The organism is Micromonospora sp. HUAS YX12, assembly GCF_040215685.1.
Lineage (GTDB): Bacteria > Actinomycetota > Actinomycetes > Mycobacteriales > Micromonosporaceae > Micromonospora > Micromonospora tulbaghiae.
Window position 1 is genome coordinate 4,785,304 of sequence record NZ_CP157974.1, and the last position, 16,936, is coordinate 4,802,239.

Below are 16,936 nucleotides of genomic sequence, written 5' to 3' on the forward strand. Positions count from 1 at the left end.
GCCTCAGCCTGCCCCGGGCAGGTTGTGCCGGTACAGGTCGCGCAGCAGGCACACCTCGGCCAGGTGGTGGATCACCTCCCGGTTGATGTGCAGCACCAGCGTGGCCATCGGAACGTCCGCGAACGGTCCCTCGGCCGGACCGCAGGGCCGGGCCAGCCCGGCCTCGCCGAGCGCCTCGACCCCGGCGGTCCAGGCCGCGTACTCCTCGTCGAGCTGGGCCAGCGCGCCGGCCGCGGTCGGGGAGTAGGGGAACGAGCCGTAGTCGGTGGGCGCGCGGCCGAAGTGCGACGCGTTGCGCATGGCCAGCACGCCGACGACGACGTGGGCGAGCCGCCAGGCGATGGTGGTGAACGGCGGCGGGTCCGGTTGCGGCATCGCGAAGTCGATCGCCGGAGTGCCGCCGTCGCCGCGCGGGCGCAGGCTCCAGCAGCCGGGGACCGGCTCCCAGAGGTATTCGGCGTCGGTGAGCCCGGCGAGGCGGTCGCGCAACTGGTAGGTCCAGTGCCAGGTGAGCTGCTCGCGGAGCAGCGGGTTCCAGGTCGGGTCGCTCATGTGGGCCAGCGTGCCACCGGCCTGGGACAGAGAACGGTGCGCTCAGCCCCGCCGCGCCGCCGTCCGGCCCTTGAGGCGGCGGCCCATCTCCCGGGCGATCTCCCGCTTGGCGTCCCGCTCGGCGAGCGCCTGACGCTTGTCGTACGACCGGCGGCCCCGGGCCAGGCCCAGCTCCACCTTGGCCCAGCCGTCGGCGAAGTACATCGACAGCGGCACCAGCGTGACGCCGCCGTCGCGGAGCTTCTCCACGATCCGGGCGATCTCCACGCGGTGCAGCAGCAGCTTGCGGGTGCGCCGGGGCGCGTGGTTGGTCCAGGTGCCGAAGCCGTACTCGGCGATGTGCAGGCCGTACAGCATGATCTCGGCGTCGCGCTCCTGGGCGAACGCGTCGACCAGCGACACCCGCCCCTCGCGCAGCGACTTCACCTCCGTGCCGGCCAGCACGATGCCCGCCTCGTACGTCTTGAGGATGTCGTAGTCGTGCCGCGCCTTCTTGTTCGAGGCGATCAGCTTGCGCCCGTTCTCCCTGGCCACGTGAGCAGGGTACCCGCCGGCGGCGGCTGCGGGCCGGGTGCCGGGCGTGACGCGGCCACCCAGCCGGTGGTGATCAGCAGCAGCGCGGCACAGTAGGTGACCATCACCAGCAGGCCCCTCCCGGGCAGCTCCACACCGGCCGCGCCCACGCCGATGAGCAGGTCGGAGACGAGGAAGAACGCCCCGCCCGCGGCGACCCGCGCGGACACCCCGGTCGCGGCGGCGGCCATCAGGCACAGCGCCAGGCTGTAGCCGAGCACCGGCAGCCGCAGCGGCCCGAGCATGCCCCACAGCAGCGCGTTCGCGCCGGCCCAGGCGAGCAGATAGCCCGCCCAGGCCACGGCCGGCGCGCGCCGGTGCCGCGCGAACGCGGTGACGAACGCGAGCTGGGTGACCAGGAAGAAGCCCATGCCGGCCAGGAACGCGGTGTCTCCCGGCAGGAGCAGGGCGATGTCGCCCGCGGTGGCGGCGACCAGGCCGACCGCCACCGCGTCCACCCGGCGCCGGTGCGCCCAGAGGTACGCCAGCAGCACCGGCGCGAGCAGCGGCTTGGCCAGCCACTGGAGCAGCGTCGAGTCCAGCGCGACCCCGGCGAGTTCGACGGCGGCGACCAGCCCGAACACCAGCAGCAGCCGGGAGCGCCTCATCGGGCCGGCTGCCAGCCGGGACGGCCGAACAGGTAGCCGAGGCGGTGCCGCCAGGAGCTGGCCCCGCGTACGTCGGACCAGATCGCGGCGAACTCGTGGGTGGCCACGCGCAGCGGGTTGTAGGTGCCGATGTTCTTGGTGAGCCCGTATCGCGCGGTGGCCCGCTCCGGCTCGAACGTGCCGAACAGCCGGTCCCAGATGATCAGGATGCCGCCGTAGTTGCGGTCCAGGTACTCGGTGTTCGAGCCGTGGTGCACCCGGTGGTGCGACGGCGTGTTGAAGATCCACTCGATCGGCCGGGGCAGCACCTTGATCCGCTCGGTGTGCAGGAAGAACTGGTAGAGCAGGCTGACCGACTGCTGGAGGAAGATCATCCACGGCGGGATGCCGAGCAGGGCCAGCGCCAGCCAGAACGGCAGCGAGGTCATCGGCGTCCAGCTCTGCCGCAACGCGGTCGAGAAGTTGTAGTAGACGCTGCTGTGGTGCACGACGTGGCTGGCCCAGAGCACGCGTACCTCGTGGTGCGAGCGGTGGAACCAGTAGTAGGCCAGGTCGTCGGCGAAGAACAGGATCACCCAGGTCCACCAGTCGCCGGGGGACAGGTGCACCGGGGCGACCGTCCACAGCGCCGCGAACAGGCCGACGGTGAGCAGCTTCCACGGGAAGCCGATGATCTGGCTGCCCAGCCCCATCGACAGGCTGGTGGTGGTGTCCCGCAGCTCGTAGCCGCGTTCGTCGTCGTCGGGCAGGAAGCGGTAGGAGACCGCCTCGATGACGATCAGGAGCAGGAACGCCGGTACGGCGTACAGCACGGCGGGGATCATGCGCGCGCTTCCCTTCCGGTGGTGGGGGTGGTGGGGGTGGTGACGGGCGCGGTCAGCAGCGCCAGGGCGTGCCGGGCGGCCGCCGCGCCCTGACCGGAGGCGATCGACGCGGCGAGCCGGCGGTGGCCGGCCACGTCGAGCAGTTCGGCCGCGCGGGCATCAGGGGGGACGTCGCCGACCGCGAACGTGCCGGCCACCAGGCTGTTGAACGCGAGCTGGTAGGCGGTGTTGCCGCTGCCGCGCACGATCAGCCGCCAGATGGCGATGTTCGCCTCGTTCATCAGGTCCAGGTCGGGGGCCAGGTCGCCGTACTCCTCGGCGGCCCGGACCAAAGCGGAGACGACCTCGGCGTCCGCGCGTTCGGCGCAGAGCCGGGCCGCGTCGATCCCGACGCAGGCCCGCATCTCCAGCATGTCGCGCACCAGCGTCTCGACCGGGAGTACGTCACCGGAGCGGGCCAGGGACAGCGCCAGGTCCAGCCCGGCGTGGACCCGCCAGTCCAGCACCCGGGTCGCGCCGCCCTGGCTGACCCGGACCAGGCCGAGCTGTTGCAGGCGGCGCAGCGCCTCCCGGACCGCGTGCCGGTTGACGGCGAACGCCCCGGCCAGCTCCCGCTCGCCGGGCAGCGTCTCGCCCGGCGCGTAGCGACCGGACACGATCGCGTCACGGAGCCGGCCGAAGACGTGGTCGGAGACCGAGACGCGAGGCGCGGGATCGAAGGTCATGCGCAGCAGTGTGGCCCCGAACACATCAACCCGTCAACTGGTTGTACCAGTGAATTCGGGCGGCCGGTGCGTGCCGCAGTGGTCACCCCTCGTATCCTTTCCGCCGTAGGCCCGCCAGAGGGAAGGGAGTCGGTGTGAGCGACCGGGTCGAGACGTTGGAGTTCCAGGCCGAGGCCCGTCAGCTGTTGCAGCTGATGGTGCACTCGATCTACTCGAACAAGGACGTCTTCCTGCGCGAACTGATCTCGAACGCGTCCGACGCGCTGGACAAGCTGCGGCTGGAGTCGCTCGTCGACAAGGAACTGCCGGCCGACACCTCCGACCTGCACGTCGAGATCGAGGTCGACAAGGACGCCCGTACGCTCACCGTGCGGGACAACGGCATCGGCATGACCCGCGACGAGGTGGTCGGCCTGATCGGCACGATCGCCAAGTCCGGCACCGCCGAACTGCTGCGCAAGCTGCGGGAGTCGTCCGACGCCGCCGCCTCGCAGGAGCTGATCGGCCAGTTCGGCGTCGGTTTCTACGCCACGTTCATGGTCGCCGACAAGGTGACGCTGCTGACCCGCCGCGCCGGGCAGTCCGGCGGCACCCGCTGGGAGTCCGCGGGCGAGGGCACGTACTCGATCGAGGAGGTCGAGGACGCGCCCCAGGGCACCTCGGTCACGCTGCACCTCAAGCCGGTCGACACCGAGGACAACCTGCACGACTACACCGCCGAGTGGACGATCCGCGAGATCGTCAAGCGCTACTCCGACTTCATCTCGTGGCCGATCCGGATGACCGTCGACAAGCCCGGTGAGGACGGCGCCACCACCCGCGAGGAGCAGACGCTCAACTCGATGAAGGCGCTCTGGGCGCGCTCGCGGGACGAGGTCGACGAGGCCGAGTACAAGGAGTTCTACCGGCACGTCGCACACGACTGGGCCGACCCGCTCGAGACCGTCCACATGCGCGGCGAGGGCACCTTCGAGTACGAGGCGCTGCTGTTCCTGCCCTCACACGCCCCGCTGGACCTGTTCTCCCCGCAGGGCCGCCGCGGTGTGCAGCTCTACGTCAAGCGCGTGTTCATCATGGACGACTGCGACGCGCTGATGCCCAACTACCTGCGCTTCGTCAAGGGCGTGGTGGACGCGCACGACCTGTCGCTGAACATCTCCCGGGAGATCCTCCAGCAGGACCGGCAGATCCGCGCGGTCCGCCGCCGGCTGGTCAAGAAGGTGCTCGCCACGCTCAAGGACATGTCCGCCGAGTCGTACCGCACGTTCTGGACCGAGTTCGGCGCGGTGGTGAAGGAGGGTCTGCTGGAGGACCCGGACAACACCGAGACACTGCTGGAGCTGGTCCGGGCCGCCAGCACCCACGATCCGGCCGAGCCCACCACGCTGCGCGAGTACGTGGAGCGCATGCGCGACGGCCAGACCGAGATCTACTACGCCACCGGCGAGAACCGGGCCACCATCGAGAACTCGCCGCACCTGGAGGCGTTCCGCGCCAAGGGCTACGAGGTGCTGATCCTCACCGACCCGGTGGACGAGGTGTGGGTCGAGCGCGTCGGCGCGTACGACGGCAAGACGCTGCGCTCGGTCGCCAAGGGACAGGTGGACCTGGAGACCGAGGAGGAGAAGGAGAAGGCCGAGGCGGAGCGCCAGGAGTACGCCGACCTGCTCACGTTCCTCGGCGGCGCGCTCGCCGACAGCGTCAAGGAGGTGCGCCTGTCCACCCGGCTGACCACCTCACCGGCCTGCGTGGTGGGCGACGCGCACGACATGACGCCGACGCTGGAGAAGATGTACCGGGCCATGGGCCAGGAGGTGCCGCGGGTCAAGCGGATCCTGGAGCTGAACCCGGCCCACCCGCTGGTCACCGGGCTGCGCAAGGCGCACGGGGAGGGCGGCGACACGGCCGCGCTGACCGAGACCGCCGAGCTGCTGTACGGCATGGCGTTGCTGGCCGAGGGCGGCGAGCTGGCCGACCCGGCCCGGTTCACCCGGATCCTCGCCGACCGCCTCGCCCGCGGCCTGTAGGTGCAAGGAAGGGCCCCTTCTTATCGCCTACGCGATAAGAAGGGGCCCTTCCTTGCCGGCGGACGCTCAGGGGAGCGCGGGGTAGAGCGCGGCTACTCCGCCGGACAGCCCGGCCTGGACCCGGCGGGCGACGTCGTCGGCGAGGATCTCGTAGCTGTCGGACTCGATCCCGTCCGCGGCGAGCCGGGCGACGTCGGCCGGGTGGGCCTTCGGGCCGGGGACGGCGGCGGCCATCTCGGTGTCCATGTAGCCCACGTGCAGGCCCGCGACGCGGACGCCCCGGCCGGCCAGCTCCACGCGCAGGGCGTTCGTCATCGACCACTCGGCGGCCTTCGCCGCGCCGTACGCGCCGACGCCGGGAAACGTGAACCAGGACAGCGCCGACAGCACGTTCAGGATCGTGCCGCCGCCGTTGGCCGCGATCCGGGGCGCGAACGCCCGTACCACCGAGAGCGTGCCGAGGTAGTGCGTCTCCAGCTCCAGCCGGATCTGCGCGAGGTCGCCGTCGAGCAGGTCGGTGCCGGTGCTCACGCCGGCGTTGTTGACCAGCAGCGTCACGTCCCCGGCCCGCTGAGCGGCGGCGGCCACCGACGCGGGGTCGGTGATGTCCAGGCGTACCGGGGTGACGCCGGGCAGGTCCACGGTGTCCGGGTTGCGGGCGCCGGCCCAGACGGTGGCGCCGCGCGCGACGAGTTCGGCGGCCAGGTGCCGGCCGAAGCCGCGGTTGGCGCCGGTGACCAGGGCGGTGCTTCCAGCGATCTTCATGGTCTCGCTCCGAGGTGTGGTGGGGAAGGGAGGTCAGGCGGACAGCAGGCCCGGACCGGGCAGGACGGCCAGCTCGCCGGGCGGTACGTCGTGCCCGGCGTCGCAGCGCAGCCGGGCGTGCACGGCCGCGCCGCACTCGTCGTGGGCCACGCGGACCGCCGGGCCGGCCTCGTCGGCGGCGTACGTGTCGCCCCACTGCCGCAGCGCGACCAGCACCGGGATCAGGTCGTTTCCCTTGGCCGTGAGCACGTACTCGTCGCGGGTGCGCTGCCCGGGCTCGCGGTAGGGACGCCGGTCGAGCAGCCCGTCGGCGACGAGCTGCTTGAGGCGTGCGGCGGCCACCGGCTCGCTGACGCCGACCCGCCGGGCGAAGTCGTCGAAGCGGCGGGTGCCGAACGACGCCTCCCGCAGCAGGAGCAGCGTGGTGCGGTTGCCGACCACCTCGAGCGCCCGGGCGATCGAGCAGTTGGCGGTGGACCAGGAGTCACGCTGCGCAAGGAGGTCCGTCATGGCGTCGACGGTACCGCCCTGACTTAGGGAAACAAAAGTCAGCTACCTCACAGCTGGCCGGGGAAGAAGCCGTGCCGGGCCAGCGGCTCGACGATCTGGTGCTCCTCGTACGACAGGTGCGACAGCAGCGTGTCGGTGAGCAGGTCCACCGCCTCCTGGAGTCCGGTGAAGTCGCCGGGCCGGCGGACCAGCTCCACGAGCGCCCGGTCGACGCTCTCCACCACCCCGTGGATCACCACGTGCTCCTCCTCGAGGCGGTCCAGCACGGCCGCCAGCCCGGCTTCGGAGCGGCGCAGGTGCGGGAAGATCGAGGCGTCCTCCAGCCCGTGGTGCTGGGTGACCATCGTGCAGTAGGCCGCGCAGTACGCACCGAGCGTCCAGTTGTTCTGCCGCATGGTCATCTCGTTGAGCGCGGCCCGCGCCCGGCCCGGCGTGACCGAGCCCCGCTTGACCTGCTCCAGCAGGTCGCGCACCTGGGCCAGCTCCTGGCGCAGGTGGTCGTGCACGTCCACCAGGTGCTGCCCGGCGGCCTGTCCCCGGGCCGGGTAGACCTGTCCGGCCGGTGGCGGCGGGGCGCTCGGGCGGGTGGACTCGTCCCAGGGGCGGCGCGCGCTCAGGCGTACCCCCGGGTCGGGGGTGGGGGTGACGCCGAGCGTGCTCGGGCCGCCGGCGGCGGTCTGCTCGTCGTCGGCCGCGCGGGCGCCGCCGACGGGCGCGGCGCGTTCGGCGGCGACCATCTCGCGTACGGCGGGCGCGACCTCCTGACCGAAGATCTGGATCGCGCGCGGCTCGTCGCTGCCGAGGATGAACGTGGTGATGCCGTGCTCCAGCGTGAGCCCGGCCAGTTCCTCCACCCACTGCTCCGGCGGCCCGGCCAGGAAGCCGGCCGACGAGCGGGCGAACGTGCCGGTCACGTTGAGCATGCGGCGGATCGCGGCCGGGTCGCGCCCTGCAGCCCGAGCGCCCTCGTCCACGAGCGCGTTCAGGGCGGGCAGCTCGCCGGGGCCCTTCGGCAGGTACGACAGGGACGGCAGCCAGCCGTCCGCGGCGCGGCCCACCAGGCGCAGCATGCGCGGCTTGTACGCGCCGACCCAGATGCCCACCGGGTGCGCCGGCGCCGGACCGCGCTTGGCGCCCACCACGCGGTAGTGCTCGCCGTCGACCCGGATCATGCCGCGCCGGTCGGTGTCCCAGACCTCGCGGATCACCCGGATCGCCTCGTCCAGGGCCTCGACGGCGGCGCCGGGGGACAGGCGTCGCCCGCCGGCCGCCTCGATCGCGTCCCAGAACGCGCCCGCGCCGAGTCCCAGCTCGACCCGGCCGCCGGTGAGCAGGTCCAGGCTGGCGATGCTGCGGGCCAGCACCACCGGCTGGCGCAGCGGCAGGTTGAGCACGTTGCCGGCCAGGCGGATGCGCTCGGTGGCGGCGCCCACGTAGGACATCAGCGTCCAGGTGTCCAGGAAGCCCGGCTGGTACGGGTGGTCCTGGAACGTGACCAGGTCCAGCCCGACCTGCTCGCAGAGCCGGGCGAGCGCCACCACCTGGTCGGGCTGCCCGGCGGCGGGCGTGAGGAAGCCGCCGAAGGTCAGCTCGTGTCCGTGATCGGTCATCCGTCCCGCCCTCCCGTGATCTTGCCTGGCCCTGCCACCGTAGCGCCGCCGCCGGTAGCCCGGCCGGGTGAAGAGCGTCACAAGAAGTGGACGATCGTCGCAAAACGTCCCTAGCGTCGGTTTCGTTCGCAGACGCGGACACCGCGGGCCGGAAACGCCAAATCCCGCCGCCGGCACCGGTAACCGAACCTCGCGCGGGAGCGGGGGAACCACACGTTCCACGGTGCACCGTCACCTCGGGGTGAAGCCGCCACCGGCGGCCGGGCTCCTCGGCCCGAACCCGACAGCTCACCTCGTCGGCGTGGAGGAATCCACATGGCAACTGAATACTCAGCCCGAAGCCGCCGTACCGCTCTCGCAGCGGTGGTGGCCGGCGCCGCCGTCGGCGCCGCGGCCCTGTTCGGTCCGGCCGCTCCGGCCAGCGCGGGCGTCAACTGGGACGCGGTCGCGCGCTGCGAATCAGGCGGCAACTGGAAGATCAACACCGGTAACGGCTACTACGGCGGGCTCCAGTTCTCCCGCGCCACCTGGAACGGCTACGGCGGGCAGAGGTACGCCGCCCGCGCCGACCTGGCCAGCCGGTCCGAGCAGATCGCCGTCGCGGAGAAGGTACTGCGCGGGCAGGGCGTCGGCGCGTGGCCGGTCTGCGGCAGGAAGGGCGGCTCGGCGAGCGCCGGGTCGGCCAGGTCCGAGAAGGCCGCCCCGAAGAAGTCGGCTCCGAAGAAGACGGCCCCGAAGCGGGCCACCACGCGCAGGGCCGTGCCGGAGCGGCCCGCGACGAAGGCCGAACCGCGGCCCGCGCCCGGCGCCGGGACGTACGTGGTCCGGCGCGGGGACACGCTGTCGGAGATCGCCGTGGCGCAGCGTGTCGACGGCGGCTGGCGTGTCCTGCACGAGCGCAACCGCGCAGTGGTCGGCGACGACCCGGGCCTGATCTTCCCCGGTCAGCGGCTGCGCCTGCGCTGACAGCGGTCCGGAGAACGCCCGGCCGGTCCGTCCGGCCGGGCGTTCGCGCGCGACACGCCGTATCGCCGGTGTCCGGCCTGCTCCCGGCGCCGGGGCGCGGCCCGCGAGAGCCGGTGACCGGGATTCGTCGGAGCCGGTTGCTAGGGTCACGGTGCTCGGCTAAGACGTGAAGAAAGCGCGGATATGACCAACGACCCGTTCTCGGCGGCCGCGAGCCTCGACGAGCTGCTGACCCGCACGCAGCAGGCGCTCACCGCGATGCGCTCCCGGGCCTCGGCGCACGCCGACGGCGAGCCGGGCGACCTGCTCCGGGCCGAGGGCACGGCCGCCGGCGGGCGGGTCCGCGCGGTCGCCGTCCAGGGTGGCCGGCTGGATTCCGTGGCGATCGACCCGGAGCTGGCCGGCGAGCCCTTCGACGTCCTCTGCGGACACCTCGTCGCCGCCGCCAACGCGGCGCTGTCCGAGCTGGACGCCCAGGTCAGCGCATCGGCGCGGGCCGACGCCGACGCGCTCGCCGCCCGGCTCGGCAGCATGGGCGACCAGGCCGAGCTGTTCGGCCGCGCGATGCACGAGGCGGCCGCGCGGATCCACCGCGACCGCGGCACCCCGTCCCGGGCCGGGCGCCCGGCCTGACCCGGCGGCCGGCGTGACGCTGCGACGCTCAGCCCCGAAACGACGGGGCCGGCCTGACAGGACGAGGCGGCCGGCCGCCGGGAGGAGGACGACCGGCCGCGCACGGTCAGCTCAGGGTGACCGCGGTGTCGTCGACGACGAAGGACGTCTGCAACGAGCTGTCCTCCACGCCGCTGAACGAGACGGTCGCCGTGGTGCCGGCCAGCGACGAGACGTCGAAGGACCGCTGCACGTAGCCGGTGGCCTTGTTCAGGTTGGAGTAGGTGGCCAGCGTGGTGCCGCCCGCCTTGACGGTGAGCTTGTCGTACGCGGTGCTGGTGGTCGACTCCGCGCTGTCGATGTGCAGCCAGAAGCTCAACGTCGCCCGGCATCCGGCCGGGATCGTCACCGACTGGCTGAGCGTGTCGGTGTGCGACGAGCCGTACCCGTCCAGCCACGCCTTGTACGAGCCGCCGTGTGCGGCCTGGCCGCTGTCGGTGGTGATCACGCCGGACGAGGCGGTCCAGCTCACGTTGCCCGACTCGAAGCCCGGGTTGGCGAGCTTGTTGCCGGAGCAGCCGCCCGGCGGCGGGGTGGTCGTGGTGCTCGGGGTGGGCGTCGGGGTGCCGCCGGCGCAGGTCGGGTCACCGGACTGGGCCGGCACGCTCACGGCGTCCCAGGCCGCTTTGACCGTGTTGAACTCGGCGCAGCTGCTCGGGTAGAGGTTCTTCGCCGCCTGGAGTGTCCAGGTGCGGTACTTCAGGTACGACGAGGAGGAGGTCTTCAGCAGCATCGCGTTGTACATGATCTTCATGGCCTTCTGGATGCCCAGGCCGGTCACGCTGCTGCCGTTGCAGGTCGAGCTGGACGGCTGACCGTTGGTCGGGCTGCTGCCGTTGGCCAGCAGGTAGAACCAGTGGTTGCCGGGGCCGGCCGCGGCGTGCACCTCGGTCGACGGGATGCTGCTGGAGTAGCAGTTCGGGTCGCCGAGCGCCGACGGGTTGTACATGTTGCGGATCGGGCCGGAGCCGACCAGGTTGATCTTCTCGCCGACCAGGAAGTCCGGCGCGTCGTAGCTGGACGGCTCGTTGGCGAACCACTCGGTGGCCGCGCCGAACGTGTCCGCCACGAACTCCTGCGTGCCGCCGCCGGAGATGCCGCCGGGGGTGTTGTCGTCGATGCCGTGGCCGATCTCGTGCGCCACCACGTCCAGCGAGCCGATCCACTGGCCGGCGGTGTTCTTGCCGATCTGCACCTGGGTGCCGTCGTAGTAGGCGTTCTGGTCGTTGAGGCCCACCCGGATCGGCCAGTAGCCGCCGTTGCCGTTGGCGCCGTTGCGGCCCAGCCACTGGGAGAGCATCTTGTGCTCGGTCTGCGCGGAGAACAACGCGTCCACGCAGCCGGTCTCCTTGTTGGTGGCGGTGCCGTTGCCCCAGACGTCGTCGGAGCCGCTGAACGTGGTGTTGTTGGCCGCGTCCTGGCAGCTCAGGTTGGTGACGGTCGGGTCCTTCATGGTGTACGTGGAGCCCGACTGGGTGGTGTTGAGCGTGAGCGGGCCGGGCCCGTTCCACGCGCCGGTGCCGGTGCCGCGCACCACGTGCTCCTGCTTGCGCAGGACCGCGCCGGTGCGGGCGTCGACGTCGACGGTGAGCCGGCTCGGGCCGTCCGCGCCGGTGCCGCGTACCGTGGTCTCCCAGGCCAGCGCCGGTGCGGCGCCGAGCGTGTAGACCACGAGCGTGGTGCTCTCGACCTCGTTCACGGTCTTGAGCTGGGCGCGCGCCGTCTTCGCGGCGGCGGCCCGGGTCAGCGCGGGCGTGGTGGCGAGGGCGCCGATGGGCCGCTGCTGGGCGACCGAGGCGTACTTCAGGTTGCCGGCCGAGTCCGTGGCGAGCACGAAGTCGCCGCCGACCACCGGGAGGCCCTTGTAGGTGCGCTCGTAGGGCACGTACTGGGTGCCCTCGGAGGAGATGACCGGCTTCTGGACGAACGCGTCGTCGGAGCCGGCCTGCAGGTAGGCGGGGCGGTTCGCGACCAGGGCGCGGGCCGAGTCGGCGGCGGTCGCGCGGGCCTGCGCCGGGTTCGGGGCGGCGGGTCCGGGTGGCGCGGCCTGCACGGCGGCGGCGGTTCCTGCGGCGAGCAGGCCGGCCGCGGCCGCGCCGGTGAGCGCGGCGAGGCGAGGTGAGAGTTTCACGGGGGTTTGCTCCTGTTCTACAGGCGCGCCGCACGGAGCCCGGTGGGGACGGGCGGCGCGGTGGTGCGAGGCAGGGTGACGGCCGGTCACCGGAGCTGCCGGCGTGGCTCCGGGTCGACAGATCGACCGTCGCGAGTCGCCGGGGGTCGGCGGCTCGCTGGTGCACGATCACACGCCGCCCGAGCCCGGAGCAATGGGTGACCTGGGCAACGACTGGCAGTCGGGCGTGTCGCCGCGCGCGTCGGTCCAGGCAACCATGATCTTCAATAGGCGCTGATCAGGGCGAACATCGTCGGCGGTGGATGAACGGCCGTGCAAATTGCGGACGTTGCCGCTGTGTGCGAATGGCGCGCATAGACGCGAGGCCGCCGTGCACGCGGCCGGGCGGCGGTCGAGCCGCCGCCCGGCCGGGTCAGCGCGGGCCGCGGGTACGTGTCGGCGACACGGTGGGCAGCGGTGGCAGCGACGGCGTCAGCGTCGGCCGGGAAGTCGGCCGGCCGGTGGGGTCCGGGCTGCGGGACGACGAGGAAGGGCTCGGACTCGGCGACTCCGACGGTGTCGGCGCGGCGGTCGTCGGCGGCGGCGCCGACCGGGTCGGCTCCGGGGTCTCGCCGGGGAACTCCGGCTCGCCGAAGCGGTACTTGCCCGGGTCGAGCTTCATCGCCGCGGTGGCCCGGGTCATGAACTGCCGCCAGATCGGCGCGGCGCCGGTCGAGCCGTACACCTCGTAGCTGCCGCCCCTGGTCCGCAGCGGCTTGCCGTCGGTGGTGCCCAGCCACACGGCCGAGGCGAGCGCGCCGGTCCAGCCGACCATCCAGGTGTGCACGTTCTGCGTGGTGCTCTGCCCGGCCTGCCATGTGCCGGTCTTGCCGGCGGAGTCCCAGCCGTTGCCCAGCTCGGCGGCCCGCACCCGGCGCAGCGTCCAGTCGAGCTGGTCGATCGCCTCCCGGTCCAGTCCCAGGTCCGTCGTACGCAACTGCTCGGTCCACACCTCCTCGTCGTCCTTGGTCACCGACCGGACGAAGTGCGCGTCGGCACGCTTGCCGCCGGCCGCGAACGTCGCCATGCCGTTCGCGTGGTCCTGCACGGTGATGCCGTACTGCCCGATCCCGACCTCGGTGGAGAACCGCTTCGCCACCTCGTCGGCCGGGTCGCTGCGCAGGTCGACGCGCTGCGGCCGGGGATTTCCCCGGACCGTCTCCCACATCGACTCCACGCCCGCCTGCCGGGCCATCTCGATCACCTTGTCGGTGCCCAGCTTCTCGGTCAGCTCGAAGTAGGTCACGTTCAGCGAGGCGACGGTGGCCTCCCAGAGCGCGCAGTCCGGCTGGCAGGGCGCGCGTTCGGCGTTGCGGATCGGCCCGGCCGCGCTCCCCTTGGTGCGCCCCGAGGCGGGGAACTCCTTGGTGTCCGGCGAGTCGAACCGCTGCTTCACCGAGATCCCGTCGCGGACGGCGGCGGCCAGGTCGTACACCTTGAACGACGACCCCGGCGGATGCTGGCCGAAGCCGCGGGTCTCGCCGTTCTCGTCGTAGTACCAGCCGGCGTAGTCCGCGCCCGAGCCCTTGTCGCCGCCGTAGTAGCCGAGCACCCGGCCGGTGCCCGGTTCCACCGCCACCAGCGCGGCCTGCCAGTTGGGTGGCTGGCCGCGTACCGCCTGCGGCGCGGTGTCGCGGCGGATGTCCGCCGCCGCCTCGGCCGCGTCCTGCACGCGCTTGTCGATGGTGGTGACGATCCGGTAGCCGCCGTCGCGGATCACCTCGTCGGGCTTGCCGCGGAACGGCTCGGTCTCGCGCAGCTCGGCGAGCACGTGGTTGACCACCAGGCCGGTCGGCCGGTCCAGGTCGGACCGGCCCGCGTCCTTGTCGATCGGCCGGACCGTGTCCGGGTACGCGAGATCCGCCGCCTGCTGCGGCGTCAGGTGGCCGAGCTTGACCATGCCGTCGCGGATGTAGTTCCACCTGTCGATCGAGTTCTGCCGGGCCAGCGCGTTGCGGCGCGGGTCGTAGCCGGGCGAGCCCTCCGGGTCGGCCGGGTCCGCCTCCGGCTGCTTCACCATCGCGCAGAGCACCATCGCCTCGGCCGGCGTGAGCTGCCGCGCGGCCGGCGCGTCCCGGCGTACCGTCTTGCCGAAGTACGTCTGCGCGGCCGCCTCGATGCCGTACGCGCCCCGCCCGAACGGCACGGTGTTCAGGTAGAAACCGAGGATCTCCTCCTTGGAGTACGCGTCGTCGAGCTTCCACGCGATCACCGCCTCGCGCAGCTTGCGGGAGTAGGTGACCCCGCGCAGATCCGCGGCGATGCGCGCGTACTGCTGGGTGAGGGTGGACGCGCCCTGCCGCTGCCCGCCGCTCACGTTGGCCCAGGCCGCCCGCAGCACACCCTTGAAGTCGATGCCCTGGTTGGTCCAGAACGTACGGTCCTCGGCCGCCACGATCGCCTGCTTCGCCGAGTCGTTCATCTGGTCGTACGGCACGATCGTGCGGTTCTGCGCGCCCAGCTTCGCCATCGGCGTGCGCCCGTCGGCGTAGTAGACGGTGGTGGACTCGGGCAGCTTCAGGTCGCTGGGCGTCGGCACACTGTCGAAGTAGTAGCCGCCGGCGACCAGCCCGCAGCCGGCCAGCAGCGTGCAGACCGCCAGGACGACCAGCAGACGCCGCCGCTTGCGCCTGGGGCGCACCTGGGCCGCGCCGCCCGGTTCCGGGGTGGATCCGCTGTTCCGCACGCGTTACCTCCGACTGCTCGGCTGAGTCGTGCCCGGCTCGCAGGCTAACCGAGCTGCGCCGACGGCACCGGCCGAAGAACCCGCACGGTGTGGCGCGGGTCCGGGCCGGGGCGGACGGCTGCCGCCCCGGCCCGGGGCTCACCCGGTCACCGCGCCGCCGACCCGGCGGCCCGGTCGCCGCGTTCCCGGCGGCCGGCCCGGCGGGTCCGCCACCTGTCGTTGCCGCCCGCGTGGAACGGCGCCGGCCGCCACAACGACCGCACCGGCGTGCCGTCCGGGGCGGCGAACGTCTCCCGTTCGGCGTAGCCGAGCCGCCGCAGCAGCTCCTCCTGCTCACCCGCGCACGGGTGCGCGTACGTGGGCAGGCTCAACGTGTCCATCCGGCGCTGCGCCGCGGACAGCGCCTGCGCCGCGCCGCCCCGGGGCGCGGCCAGCAGCGCCAGATGGTTGTGCGGCTCGGCCGGGCGGCGTGCCGCCAGCTCCGCACCGAGGCGGCGGAACCGGTCCTCGTCCGGCCCGGCGGCGCCGGCGAGACGGTCGGCGTACCGGTGGGGGACGGGGATCGGGCGGTAGCGGTGGAACCACACGGTGGCGGCGCTGCCGTCGGGCAGCAGGAACGCGTCGCCGAACAGCAACGCGTGTTCGGTCCAGATCCGCGTCACGGCGGCGAGGACCGGCAGGCGGCGGGACGTGTCGGGGACGAGCCAGGCGGCCAGCGCGGTGGGCGCGAGGGCCTCGGCGACGAGATCGGCGATCCGGCCGATGTCGCACCATCGGGCGCGGACGACGGGCAGGGCTGTGCTCATGAACGAACTCCTGTTTTTCCAGGCGTGATCGGGTCGGTTGCGGGCGCCGGACGACAGTCGACCGGCGCCGCCGCGGCATGCGGCAGTCGGGCGGGACACGCCCGTGCTCCGGATCGGAGGTGGTGCCTGTGGAGTGCGCTCAGGCAGGTCTGGTGCCGGGGCGCGACGTCCGGGACGGCGGCAGCGGCTCGGCCGCCGGCCGCGCGTACCGGTGGGTCAGCGCCGGCAGCCGCCAGCGGTTCGCGTCCGCGTCGGCCGGCTCGCTGTGCGCGGGGCCGCCGCCGTGGGTCACGCCGTCGAGCGGCAGCGGCAGCGGCAGCGGCAGGGCGGGCGTGGTCGTGACGTGCGCCGCCGGACCGACCGCCGCCGGCGCCCGGCTGCGTGCGGGGTCGGCCCACCGCGTGCCGACGACGGTGAGGCTGCGCGCCGCCGGGGCGGCGAGGACCGGCCCGGCGGAGCGGGGCGGGGCGTCGTGCGCATGCCCGGCAGACGGTGCCGGCGTCGCGGCCGGATCGGCCGGACGGGCCGGGTCGGCCGGGGCGCCCGGGTCCGCCGGCCCGGGCACGGGTTCGCCCGGTGCCGGCGGCGGGCCGGGTTCCGGCGCGGTCGGCGGGTCGAGCAGATCGGTCACCGGGCTGAGCGGGTCGAGTACCGGGTCCAGCGGGTCGAGCACCGGTTCCAGGCCCCGCCAGACCGGGCCGAGGATCGGGCGCAACGGCTCCACGACCGGGGACAGCAGGTCCGCCACCGGGTCGAGCACGCCTGCCTTCACCGGGTCGGTGACCGGGCGCAGGCCGTCGGTGACGGGCGTGAGCACGTGGTCCCGGACCGGCGCCACCACCGTCTCGACCACCCGGCCGGTGACCGGCGTCGGGGTGTGCGGGCGGCCCGGCGCCACCTTGGCGGGTGCGGCCGGGACCGCCTCCGGCGCTGTCGGTTCGGCCTTGTCCGGCGCGGCCGGTTCGGCCTTGCCCGGCGCTGTCGGTTCGACCGGGGCCGGTGCCGGGGAGGTGGCGCCCGGCGGCGCCGCGGGCGCGGCGGAGTCGGGAGCAGGCGCGGGCGCGGCGGGCGTCGCCGGCTCCGCCGCGGCGCCGCCGGACCCGGCGGGAGCCGCGCCGCCGTCGTCGGTCCCGGACGTGGGCAGGCCGAGCACCGTCCCGAGCGTGTCGGTGAGCACCCCGACGGTGGCGGTCAGCGGACCGGACGGCTCCCGGTCGGCGGCGTGGGCGGCCGAGCCGGATGCGACCTCGTGGGCGCCCCAGACGACGGCCACGGCACCGAGCAGCAGGCCGAGGCGCAGCGTGCAGCGCGCCGTCCACCCGGTCCGTACCGCCATCTCGCACCCTTCGGATCCGCGCCCGGCGGCACGGATCGACGCCCGCACTGTACCCAACGTGGCGGCCCGGGCACAGTACGCCGCTGATCCGAATCGGGCGCGTCGC

General features: G+C 73.4%; 15 protein-coding genes and 1 riboswitch. Of the genes, 3 read left to right on the forward strand and 12 right to left on the reverse strand.

Translation table 11 applies throughout. The annotated features are described in order from the left end of the window. Window positions 1-3 precede the first annotated feature (3 nt). The 5 genes from ABIH81_RS22785 to ABIH81_RS22805 are packed head-to-tail and all read right to left on the reverse strand — an operon-like array spanning window position 4 to window position 3,282. Window positions 4-552 carry a DinB family protein gene (locus ABIH81_RS22785; RefSeq protein ID WP_349876918.1) on the reverse strand — a complete coding sequence of 183 codons (549 nt, stop codon included), beginning with the start codon at window positions 550-552 and terminating at the stop codon, window positions 4-6. A 42-nt stretch (window positions 553-594) separates the two neighbouring features. Then, on the reverse strand, window positions 595-1,086 hold the full coding sequence (smpB, locus tag ABIH81_RS22790; RefSeq protein ID WP_349876919.1) for an SsrA-binding protein SmpB: 492 nt from the start codon (window positions 1,084-1,086) through the stop codon (window positions 595-597). Next, a complete protein-coding gene (locus tag ABIH81_RS22795; RefSeq protein WP_349876920.1) occupies window positions 1,059-1,733 on the reverse strand; it encodes a lysoplasmalogenase in 675 nt (224 codons plus the stop codon). Before ABIH81_RS22795 ends, smpB begins: the two co-directional genes overlap by 28 nt. Beyond that, the gene (locus ABIH81_RS22800) at window positions 1,730-2,557 is read right to left on the reverse strand and encodes a sterol desaturase family protein (RefSeq protein WP_349876921.1); all 828 of its coding nucleotides are present in this window, start codon (window positions 2,555-2,557) and stop codon (window positions 1,730-1,732) included. Before ABIH81_RS22800 ends, ABIH81_RS22795 begins: the two co-directional genes overlap by 4 nt. Further along, window positions 2,554-3,282: a GntR family transcriptional regulator gene (locus ABIH81_RS22805; RefSeq protein WP_349876922.1), complete on the reverse strand. Its 729-nt coding sequence runs from the start codon at window positions 3,280-3,282 to the stop codon at window positions 2,554-2,556. The genes ABIH81_RS22800 and ABIH81_RS22805 overlap by 4 nt, the downstream gene beginning before the upstream one ends. A gap of 194 nt (window positions 3,283-3,476) precedes the next feature. Here ABIH81_RS22805 and htpG point away from each other — a divergent pair, with 194 nt between their 5' ends. Beyond that, window positions 3,477-5,309 (forward strand): molecular chaperone HtpG, encoded by a 1,833-nt coding sequence (gene htpG / locus ABIH81_RS22810; protein ID WP_349881179.1) that lies wholly within the window; start codon window positions 3,477-3,479, stop codon window positions 5,307-5,309. 66 nt (window positions 5,310-5,375) lie between these two features. On the opposite strand, the gene ABIH81_RS22815 is transcribed toward htpG, so the two are convergent. Genes ABIH81_RS22815 through ABIH81_RS22825 form a run of 3 tightly spaced genes read right to left on the reverse strand, consistent with a single transcriptional unit; the run spans window position 5,376 to window position 8,194 of the window. Then, a complete protein-coding gene (locus ABIH81_RS22815; RefSeq protein ID WP_349876923.1) occupies window positions 5,376-6,074 on the reverse strand; it encodes an SDR family oxidoreductase in 699 nt (232 codons plus the stop codon). A gap of 33 nt (window positions 6,075-6,107) precedes the next feature. Continuing rightward, complete coding sequence (locus ABIH81_RS22820) at window positions 6,108-6,584, reverse strand: helix-turn-helix domain-containing protein (RefSeq protein WP_349876924.1); 477 nt, start codon at window positions 6,582-6,584, stop codon at window positions 6,108-6,110. 47 nt (window positions 6,585-6,631) lie between these two features. Beyond that, window positions 6,632-8,194, reverse strand: coding sequence for an LLM class flavin-dependent oxidoreductase (locus tag ABIH81_RS22825; RefSeq protein ID WP_349876925.1), 1,563 nt, complete (start codon window positions 8,192-8,194; stop codon window positions 6,632-6,634). A 171-nt stretch (window positions 8,195-8,365) separates the two neighbouring features. Next, window positions 8,366-8,511: riboswitch (cyclic di-AMP (ydaO/yuaA leader) on the forward strand. On the opposite strand from ABIH81_RS22825, the gene ABIH81_RS22830 reads away from it, so the two are divergent. Beyond that, window positions 8,510-9,160, forward strand: coding sequence for a transglycosylase family protein (locus ABIH81_RS22830; RefSeq protein ID WP_349876926.1), 651 nt, complete (start codon window positions 8,510-8,512; stop codon window positions 9,158-9,160). It overlaps the preceding riboswitch by 2 nt. Window positions 9,161-9,343: 183 nt before the next feature. Next, the gene (locus ABIH81_RS22835) at window positions 9,344-9,793 is read left to right on the forward strand and encodes a YbaB/EbfC family nucleoid-associated protein (RefSeq protein WP_349876927.1); all 450 of its coding nucleotides are present in this window, start codon (window positions 9,344-9,346) and stop codon (window positions 9,791-9,793) included. 106 nt (window positions 9,794-9,899) lie between these two features. Here the strand turns inward: ABIH81_RS22835 and ABIH81_RS22840 are convergent, their stop codons facing one another. The 4 genes from ABIH81_RS22840 to ABIH81_RS22855 form a co-directional block, all read right to left on the reverse strand. After that, entirely contained in the window at window positions 9,900-11,963 is a 2,064-nt protein-coding gene (locus ABIH81_RS22840; RefSeq protein ID WP_349876928.1) for a M4 family metallopeptidase, read from the reverse strand. Window positions 11,964-12,375: 412 nt separating this feature from the next. Beyond that, entirely contained in the window at window positions 12,376-14,688 is a 2,313-nt protein-coding gene (locus ABIH81_RS22845; RefSeq protein WP_349876929.1) for a transglycosylase domain-containing protein, read from the reverse strand. Between the two features lie 146 nt (window positions 14,689-14,834). Then, a complete protein-coding gene (locus tag ABIH81_RS22850) occupies window positions 14,835-15,494 on the reverse strand; it encodes a hypothetical protein (RefSeq protein ID WP_349876930.1) in 660 nt (219 codons plus the stop codon). A 139-nt stretch (window positions 15,495-15,633) separates the two neighbouring features. Continuing rightward, window positions 15,634-16,830, reverse strand: a complete 1,197-nt coding sequence (locus tag ABIH81_RS22855) for a hypothetical protein (RefSeq protein WP_349876931.1) — start codon at window positions 16,828-16,830, stop codon at window positions 15,634-15,636. Between the last annotated feature and the right edge of the window lie 106 nt (window positions 16,831-16,936).

What these genes read in the sequence shown, in the direction of transcription:
- ABIH81_RS22835 (WP_349876927.1), top strand. Translation starts at nt 9,344, where the DNA reads ATGACCAACGACCCGTTCTCGGCGGCCGCGAGCCTCGACGAGCTGCTG.
- ABIH81_RS22820 (WP_349876924.1), bottom strand. Translation starts at nt 6,584, where the DNA reads ATGACGGACCTCCTTGCGCAGCGTGACTCCTGGTCCACCGCCAACTGC.
- htpG (WP_349881179.1), top strand. Translation starts at nt 3,477, where the DNA reads ATGGTGCACTCGATCTACTCGAACAAGGACGTCTTCCTGCGCGAACTG.
- ABIH81_RS22795 (WP_349876920.1), bottom strand. Translation starts at nt 1,733, where the DNA reads ATGAGGCGCTCCCGGCTGCTGCTGGTGTTCGGGCTGGTCGCCGCCGTC.
- ABIH81_RS22830 (WP_349876926.1), top strand. Translation starts at nt 8,510, where the DNA reads ATGGCAACTGAATACTCAGCCCGAAGCCGCCGTACCGCTCTCGCAGCG.
- ABIH81_RS22805 (WP_349876922.1), bottom strand. Translation starts at nt 3,282, where the DNA reads ATGACCTTCGATCCCGCGCCTCGCGTCTCGGTCTCCGACCACGTCTTC.
- ABIH81_RS22855 (WP_349876931.1), bottom strand. Translation starts at nt 16,830, where the DNA reads ATGGCGGTACGGACCGGGTGGACGGCGCGCTGCACGCTGCGCCTCGGC.
- ABIH81_RS22815 (WP_349876923.1), bottom strand. Translation starts at nt 6,074, where the DNA reads ATGAAGATCGCTGGAAGCACCGCCCTGGTCACCGGCGCCAACCGCGGC.
- ABIH81_RS22825 (WP_349876925.1), bottom strand. Translation starts at nt 8,194, where the DNA reads ATGACCGATCACGGACACGAGCTGACCTTCGGCGGCTTCCTCACGCCC.
- ABIH81_RS22850 (WP_349876930.1), bottom strand. Translation starts at nt 15,494, where the DNA reads ATGAGCACAGCCCTGCCCGTCGTCCGCGCCCGATGGTGCGACATCGGC.
- ABIH81_RS22785 (WP_349876918.1), bottom strand. Translation starts at nt 552, where the DNA reads ATGAGCGACCCGACCTGGAACCCGCTGCTCCGCGAGCAGCTCACCTGG.
- ABIH81_RS22800 (WP_349876921.1), bottom strand. Translation starts at nt 2,557, where the DNA reads ATGATCCCCGCCGTGCTGTACGCCGTACCGGCGTTCCTGCTCCTGATC.